Annotated in this window: 8 protein-coding genes; 2 read left to right on the top strand and 6 right to left on the bottom strand. The window is 70.6% G+C overall.

The genetic code is table 11. The features are described 5' to 3' along the window. Positions 1 to 270 precede the first annotated feature (270 nt). Both AOK15_RS35580 and AOK15_RS35575 read left to right on the top strand, forming a co-directional pair. Positions 271 to 1,101 (top strand): ECF subfamily RNA polymerase sigma factor, BldN family, encoded by an 831-nt coding sequence (locus tag AOK15_RS35580; RefSeq protein ID WP_055522514.1) that lies wholly within the window; start codon positions 271 to 273, stop codon positions 1,099 to 1,101. Between the two features lie 297 nt (positions 1,102 to 1,398). After that, positions 1,399 to 2,685, top strand: coding sequence for a DUF5667 domain-containing protein (locus AOK15_RS35575; protein ID WP_055522512.1), 1,287 nt, complete (start codon positions 1,399 to 1,401; stop codon positions 2,683 to 2,685). 99 nt (positions 2,686 to 2,784) lie between these two features. On the opposite strand, the gene AOK15_RS35570 is transcribed toward AOK15_RS35575, so the two are convergent. From AOK15_RS35570 to AOK15_RS35550, 6 genes are all read right to left on the bottom strand, one after another. After that, positions 2,785 to 3,864 (bottom strand): lysophospholipid acyltransferase family protein, encoded by a 1,080-nt coding sequence (locus tag AOK15_RS35570; protein ID WP_055522509.1) that lies wholly within the window; start codon positions 3,862 to 3,864, stop codon positions 2,785 to 2,787. Positions 3,865 to 3,878: 14 nt separating this feature from the next. Beyond that, entirely contained in the window at positions 3,879 to 4,946 is a 1,068-nt protein-coding gene (locus AOK15_RS35565) for an NAD-dependent epimerase/dehydratase family protein (RefSeq protein WP_055522507.1), read from the bottom strand. A 274-nt stretch (positions 4,947 to 5,220) separates the two neighbouring features. Next, positions 5,221 to 5,319, bottom strand: a complete 99-nt coding sequence (locus tag AOK15_RS43075) for a 30S ribosomal protein bS22 (protein WP_003948845.1) — start codon at positions 5,317 to 5,319, stop codon at positions 5,221 to 5,223. A gap of 167 nt (positions 5,320 to 5,486) precedes the next feature. After that, positions 5,487 to 5,699, bottom strand: coding sequence for a helix-turn-helix domain-containing protein (locus tag AOK15_RS35560; RefSeq protein WP_004984898.1), 213 nt, complete (start codon positions 5,697 to 5,699; stop codon positions 5,487 to 5,489). A gap of 129 nt (positions 5,700 to 5,828) precedes the next feature. Then, a complete protein-coding gene (locus tag AOK15_RS35555; RefSeq protein ID WP_055522506.1) occupies positions 5,829 to 6,644 on the bottom strand; it encodes a phosphatase in 816 nt (271 codons plus the stop codon). Positions 6,645 to 6,725: 81 nt separating this feature from the next. Continuing rightward, the coding region (locus AOK15_RS35550) for an arginase family protein (protein ID WP_055522504.1) at positions 6,726 to 7,613 on the bottom strand (888 nt) is incomplete at its 5' end.

Here is a 7,613-nt window from a genome sequence, read left to right as displayed (position 1 = left end):
CCCCCAGTCCCCCCGTCCGCACCCGACCACAACACGCCCCGCACTCAGACGGAACGCGAACCCAATCGATCAAAGACCGATCACGCATCGATACTTGAGCAGCCGTCAATCGGTAACAGAAGCGACGTAATCGACGATTTGAGCAACTGGGTGTAGCAGTGCCTGCACGAAGCGTTATTCTCCTCAAACGCAAACCGGTGCCCCTCCGTCGCTACGACGGGTGAATGGTTCCGCACTGCACGTGATGGAAGCTCTGCCTCTGGGAGTCCCGTGTACCCACACGTCGGGGTTGACGCCTCGGGCCTGGCTACGCTGCGCGCGACGGTCAACAACCTGTTGCGCGGCTTCGTCCCCACCGCGTACGCCGTCCCCGCCCTCGCCTCCGCCGCCACGCCCGTAGGCCCGTGCTACGCACTGGCCGACGGCATCGAACAGGGGTCGGCGCGCAGCGCCGTCACCGGGGGGCGGAGGTCGGGTGACGGGCGGGAGGTGGGCAGACGAGGCCGTTCGGGATCCACCGCCACCACCACCCGCCGTCCCGCCGCGGACAGCGACAGCGCCCGCATGATGGACCTCGTCGAACGCGCCCAGTCCGGCGAGGCCGACGCCTTCGGCCGCCTGTACGACCAGTACAGCGACACCGTCTACCGCTACATCTACTACCGCGTGGGCGGCAAGGCGACCGCCGAGGACCTCACCAGTGAGACGTTCCTGCGCGCCCTGCGCCGCATCGGGACGTTCACCTGGCAGGGCCGCGACTTCGGCGCCTGGCTGGTCACCATCGCCCGCAACCTCGTCGCCGACCACTTCAAGTCCAGCCGCTTCCGGCTGGAGGTCACCACCGGCGAGATGCTCGACGCCAACGAGGTCGAGCGCTCCCCCGAGGACTCCGTCCTGGAGTCCCTCTCCAACGCCGCCCTCCTCGAGGCCGTACGCCGCCTCAACCCCCAGCAGCAGGAGTGCGTCACCCTCCGCTTCCTCCAGGGCCTCTCCGTCGCCGAGACCGCCCGCGTCATGGGCAAGAACGAGGGCGCGATCAAGACCCTCCAGTACCGCGCGGTCCGCACCCTCGCCCGCCTCCTGCCGGACGACGCCCGCTGACCCGCCCACCTCCGGCAGGACCCACCCCGGCGAGCCATAGCCGCCCCAGCACCGAGCGCTGCGTCCGGACACTCTCGGCGACCGCCAACTCACCCTCGGTCGCCTCCCGTTGACTTCTTCGCCGGTTCCTCCTCCGTCCGTAACCCAAGTGCCGCACCACTCGTTGAGCGGGATACAGGCTCCCTGTGGTCACGGCCCGGCCGACATCGATCACTCGATCGTGTGCATTGGTCGGGGACGTGCAACCCTCAGGACCCCCTGGGGAGTCGACCGTCATGACGAGAGGAGGTGCCGCCAGTGATCGCGAACGTATCGGCGCACCGGCGGGCGAACGCCTTCGCCCAGGCCCTGGAGGAGCTGTCCGACCAGGGCACGGCGGCCGAGCAGCCCGAGGGATCGGCACCGGCCCCGGCAGCGGAACAGACCGACCAGGGACGCCTGTTGACCCTGGCCACCGGTCTCGACGCGCTGCCCAAGCCGGAGCTTGACCCCGCGGTCAAAGTGGTCCAGCGCGCCCAACTGGTGGCCGCGATGGAAGCCATGCTGCGCGACGGCACGCTCGCGGGGCGCGAGGCGAAGGACTCTTCGGTGCCCAGCCAGAAGGGGCGCGCAGCGACTTCCGCAGAAGGGCGGTGGCGGGAGACGGGCGGGCGATCCGGCAAGTCGCGGGGCGCCCACCGGGCGAGCCCGCTGGGCAAACTGCGACCACGTTCACGGCTGGCGAAGGGCCTCGCCGCGGGCGGGCTCAGCGTCGGAGTCGCCGCGGGAGCCTTCGGCGGTGTGGCCGCCGCCAGCTCCGACGCCCTACCCGGTGACTCGCTCTACGGCCTCAAGCGCGGCATCGAGGACGTGAAGCTCACCCTGGCCGACGACACCGACGACCGGGGCCGGCTCTATCTGGACCAGGCGTCCACCCGGCTCAGCGAGGCCCGCAGGCTCATGGAGCGCGGCCGCGGCGGACACCTCGACCACGAGTCCCTGGGCGACGTCCGCCGGGCCCTCACCGGCATGAAGCACGACGCCGCCGAAGGCCACCGCCTGCTGCACGAGGCCTACCAGCGCGACCCGGGCTCCCTCGACCCCATCGAGGCCCTGTCGGCCTTCTCCCAGTCCCACCGGGAGGCATGGGGCGCGCTGCGCGATCGGCTGCCCGTCCAGCTCGGGGACGTCAGTCAGCAGGTGTCCTCGGTCTTCGACGCCATAGACGAAGAGGTCGCCCCGCACCGGGCGCTGCTGCCGAAGTCCCCCGCACCGGGCGGCGACGACAAGCAGCGCCGCTCCCCGGGCTCCCGGGCCCCCGGCTCGGCCGACTCCGGCCGTCCGGCGCCCAGTACCGGCGGTGGTGGCTCCGCGGACAGCCGGGAGAGCGGCGGCAAGCCCGACCCGTCCGCGTCGGACAGCGGCGGCGAGAGCCTCGTCGGCGGCACCACCGGCGGTCTGCTCGACCCGCCGGAGGACGGCACCTCCAGCACTTCCCCGTCCACCAACAAGAGCACCCTGCCCCAGGAGCCCGACGTCACCGTCCCGCCCCTCCTCCCGGGCCTCCTGCCCGGACTGGGCATCGACGGCGACGACACCGACTGACCCGGCACCACGATGGGGCGCCCTTCCTCGCGAAGGGCGCCCCATCGTCGTACGTCGGCGATCGTCGTATGTCGGCGAACGCCCCAGTCGGCGCATGCCTCAGAAGAACACCGACCGCCGCTGCACCAGCAGCTTGTACAGGGTGTGCTGGATCTGCTCCCGTACCTGGTCCGTCAGGTTGAACATCAGCATCGGGTCCTCCGCGGCCTCCGGCGGGTAGCCGTCGGTCGGGATGGGCTCGCCGAACTGGATGGTCCACTTGGTGGGCAGAGGGATCGCGCCGAGCGGGCCGAGCCAGGGGAACGTCGGAGTGATCGGGAAGTACGGGAAACCCAGCAGGCGGGCGACCGTCTTGGAGTTGCCGATCATCGGGTAGATCTCCTCCGCCCCGACGATCGAGCACGGGATGATCGGCGTGCCCGCGCGCAGCGCGGTGGAGACGAAGCCGCCGCGGCCGAACCGCTGGAGCTTGTAGCGGTCCCCGAAGGGCTTGCCGAGGCCCTTGAAGCCCTCCGGCATGACCCCGACCAGCTCGCCCTGCTGCAGCAGCCGCGAGGCGTCCTCCGCGCACGCCAGGGTGTGCCCCAGCTTGCGGGCCAGCTCGTTCACCACCGGCAGCATGAAGACCAGGTCCGCCGCGAGCAGCCGCAGATGGCGCCCGGCGGGATGGTTGTCGTGCACGGCGACCTGCATCATCAGGCCGTCCATCGGGAGCGTCCCGGAGTGGTTGGCGACGATCAGAGCGCCACCCTCCGCCGGGATGTTCTCGATGCCCTTCACCTCGACCCGGAAGTACTTGTCGTACAGCGGCCGCAGCAGCGACATCAGCACCTGGTCGGTGAGTTCGGCGTCGTAGCCGAAGTCGTCGACCTCGTAGTCCCCGGTGAGCCGCTTGCGCAGGAAGGCGAGACCGCCCGCGATCCGGCGCTCCAGCGCCCCGCCGTCCCCTGCCTCGGCGGCCTCCTGGGGCGGCTGTGGCTTCTCCCGTGTCACAGGGACATCATCCGTGCTGCCCGCCAGTCCGGGGAGGGCCTGGACCTCACCGGATTCCCGGACGTCGCGCACGGCCGCGCTCTCGCCGTTGCGCCGGCTTCCCGCGCTCCGGCGGCGCGACGGGCGCTGCGCGGCGCCCCCACGGGTCCGGTCGTCGTCGAACGGAATGACCTTGGCATCCGCCATCGTTGATGCGCTCCTCAGTTGGCGCTCTGCGTCGGGGTGGGGCCGCTGCCCACAGCGGGCACCGCGAGTGCGGCGAGCCGGTCCACGGCGCCCGCGACGGCCTCGGGGGGCAGCAGGCCGGGTCCCCTGCCGCGCGCGAAGTCCGCGAAGGTCTCCGCGGTCGTGTACCTGGCCCGGTACCCGAGCGTCTCGCGCATCTGGTTCGTGGACACGACCCGGCCGTGGGTCAGCAGCCGCAGCTGCTCCGGCGAGAAGTCCGTCACTCCCAGCGTACGGACCATCGAGCCGACCCAGCTGACCGCCGGCATCAGCAGCGGCACCGTCGGCCGGCCGAGCCGCCGCGCGCACTGCGACAGCAGCAGGACTCCGTCGCCGGCGATGTTGAACGTGCCGCTGTTGAGGGTGCCGCGCGCCGGCTCGTGCGAGGCGATCCGCAGCACCTCGATCACGTCGTCCTCGTGTACGAACTGCAGCCGGGGGTCGTAGCCGAGCACGGTCGGCAGCACCGGCAGCGAGAAGTACGAGGCGAGCGGCGAATCGGCGCTCGGCCCGAGGATGTTGGCGAACCGCAGCACACACACGGCCACATCGGGCCGGCGGCGCGCGAAGCCCCGCACATAGCCCTCGACCTCGACGGTGTCCTTCGCGAAGCCGCCGCTCGGCAGGGACTTGGGCGGCATGGTCTCGGTGAACACGGCCGGGTCGCGCGGCGCGGAGCCGTACACGTTGGTACTGGACTTCACGACCAGACGTTTGATCAGCGGGGACTTCTGACAGGCACCGAGCAGCTGCATGGTGCCGATGACGTTGGTCTCCTTGAGCGTGGCCCGGCCGCCGCTGCCCAGCGGGGTGCCCGTGACGTCCAGGTGCACCACGGTGTCGACGTTGTGCTCGGCCAGCACACGGGCGATGGCGGGATGGCGGATGTCGGCCTGCACGAAGTCCGCGCCGCCCAGATGATGCTCCGGTGGCACCGCGTCCACCGCGATGACGCGGTCGACCTCCGGGTCACGCTGGATCCGACGTACGAACCGGCCGCCCAGCTGACGGGCCACCCCGGTCACGAGCACGACCTTCCCCAAGATCAGCGCCTTCCTTCCCAACGTCGGCGCCCGTAGGCGTATCCCTGCTCGTCCTGTGCCGCGTTCCCCGTGTGCGGCCACGTTAGCGGGTTGTTGTTGCGCTGTGATGACTGCGACCCCGCCAACGACCGGCAAAAACACTGAGACCCCCCACCGGAATCCGATGGAGGGTCTCAGTAACGCGCTCTCCACAGCGCTCGCACAAGCGTGCAAGGCGTGCGACGCCCGTACGGGACGGGCGTCCACCGGGCCCCTTTTCAGGGGCCTGGCCGCCTTACTTCTTGTTGCGACGCTGAACGCGGGTGCGCTTGAGCAGCTTGCGGTGCTTCTTCTTCGCCATCCGCTTGCGCCGCTTCTTGATAACAGAGCCCACGACTACCCTCGCTCACTTCTCATCACTCGGTGTTTGGGCGCCATGGGCCCATACGACCTACGAGGGGCCAGCCTACCCGCCCGAGCGCTGAGGTCGTAATCGAGGGTGAACCAGGGGTATCCCGGACGCCCCGCGGGGCCTCCGGGAACTCCTGGACCCGATGACCGTCAGGCAGTCTCCACCCCCACGTAGCTCTCGCGGAGGTACTCGTGAACCGCTTGCTCCGGCACCCGGAAGGACCTGCCCACCCGGATCGCAGGCAGATGACCGCTGTGCACCAACCGGTACACGGTCATCTTCGACACTCGCATCACCGAGGCGACTTCCGCCACGGTCAGGAACTGAACCTCGTTCAGAGGCCTCTCGCCAGCTGCAGCCATGACACACCTGAACCTTCCGCACTCGACGGCCACCGGCTTCCCCTTCCGGTGACTCTTCGTCGCTGCGTGCTCACTCCCCAATGTAGGGGCGGGTGATGCGAGTGGGGAAGAGGGGATGCCATCGGCGCCCTACTGTGACAGACACGCCCGATTGAGTACGTAGCGGGTCAGCGGTCGGTAGTAATCAGACCGCACACCGTCATCAAGTGGAACGACGACGGACACCCGCCCCTCGGCCTCCCCCACGAAGGGAGCCGGATCGTCCGTGTCGGCCAGCCCTATCGCCTCGAACCCCAGCTGACCTGCCCCGCAGACCCAGCCATGGTCCCCGACGACGAGTTCCGGGAGGGGCCCGCCGCCCTCCGCGGCGGCCGCCAGAACCGTCCGGATCGGGAGCGGCGAATGCGTGTGCACGCCGGTCGCACAACGGGAGCGCGAAGCGGTCGCCTCCCGGACGACGGAGACACCTCGTACGTAGTCGAGGTTGTACGTGCGTAGACCGAACCGGGTCGTTATGTCGACACGTCTACCCGTCGCTGGGGTGAGGACCTCACATCCCGCCGCCGACAAAGCGTCCGCGAGAGCGCCGTAGAAGCCGATCAGCCGATGCGGGTGCCCGGTGCCGAGCAGTACCGGTCCACCACGGCGAGCGACCGCCGCGAGCCGCTCCGCGAAACGGTCCAGCGCCGCCAGGGTGAACCGCGGGTCGATCACATCCTGCCCGGTCGTACATCCCGGGTCGGCTGAAACCCCGCACTTCCGGGCCATCAAACCGAGCACATCCCGCTGCCGCCAGGTCATTTCGGGATCAAGCCCGATCAGAAACCGAGGGTCGCGGGCCGCGAACAGCCGGTAGCTCCGCAGGCTCGACTCCCGCGAGGTGGCCACCTTCCCGGCCAGCCCGACCGCCACCAGATGAGCCCGCAACGCCCCCGCACTCCACACACCCCGATGCTGACGCACCCGCCCCACGCCACCACCGGAATCCCTGGCCGAACCACACAGTTGGCCTAACGTCCGCCCGCCCTACGGCAGCAGCCCCCGCAGCGGGAAGACCGCCTTGCGCGCGGCCAGCACGGCCTGGTCCAGCCGGTCCGCGGGGTCGTACCCGGCCTCCCAGCCGGCCCACTCCACGGGCCACCGCCCGTCGGTCATCCGCACCGGCGCCAACTGCCGTGTCCGCGCGAAGACCTGCTGCCGCCAGTCCTCGGGAATCATGGTCTCCGGCGCGATCTCCCGCCCGGCCACGATCCCCACGAGATGCGTCCAGGACCGCGGCACCACGTCCACCACCGCGTATCCCCCGCCGCCGAGCGCGATCCACCGCCCCTCGGTGTGCTCGTGCGCCAGGTCGTGCAGCGCCACCTGCACCGCCCGCTGGGCGTCCAGCGACACCGCCAGATGCGCCAGCGGGTCCTCGAAGTGCGTGTCGGCGCCGTGCTGGGTCACCAGCACCTGCGGCCGGAACTCGGCGAGCACCTCCGGCACCACCGAGTGGAACGCCCGCAGCCAGCCCGCGTCCCCGGTCCCGGCCGGCAGCGCGACGTTCACGGCCGACCCCTGGGCCGAGTCCGCCCCCGTCTCCTCGGGCCAGCCTGTCTGCGGGAACAGCGTCCGGGGGTGCTCGTGCAGCGAGATCGTCAGGACCCGCGGGTCCTCCCAGAACGCTGCCTGGACCCCGTCCCCGTGGTGTACGTCCACGTCGACGTAGGCGACCCGTTCGGCGCCCAGCTCCAGCAGTCGGGCGATGGCGAGGGAGGCGTCGTTGTAGATGCAGAACCCGGAGGCGCCGCCCGGCATGGCGTGGTGCAGGCCGCCGGAGAAGTTCACGGCGTGCAGCGCGTCGCCCCGCCACACGGCCTCCGCCGCGCCCACCGACTGCCCGGCGATCAGGGCGGAGGCCGTGTGGCGGGG

Origin of the sequence: Streptomyces ossamyceticus (assembly GCF_001418475.1) — a bacterium.
GTDB lineage: Bacteria > Actinomycetota > Actinomycetes > Streptomycetales > Streptomycetaceae > Streptomyces > Streptomyces ossamyceticus.
Note: the sequence above shows the minus strand (reverse complement) of the source record. Positions and strands in the feature narration are given on the sequence as shown.

What these genes read in the sequence shown, in the direction of transcription:
- AOK15_RS35560 (WP_004984898.1), bottom strand. Translation starts at nt 5,699, where the DNA reads ATGGCTGCAGCTGGCGAGAGGCCTCTGAACGAGGTTCAGTTCCTGACC.
- AOK15_RS35570 (WP_055522509.1), bottom strand. Translation starts at nt 3,864, where the DNA reads ATGGCGGATGCCAAGGTCATTCCGTTCGACGACGACCGGACCCGTGGG.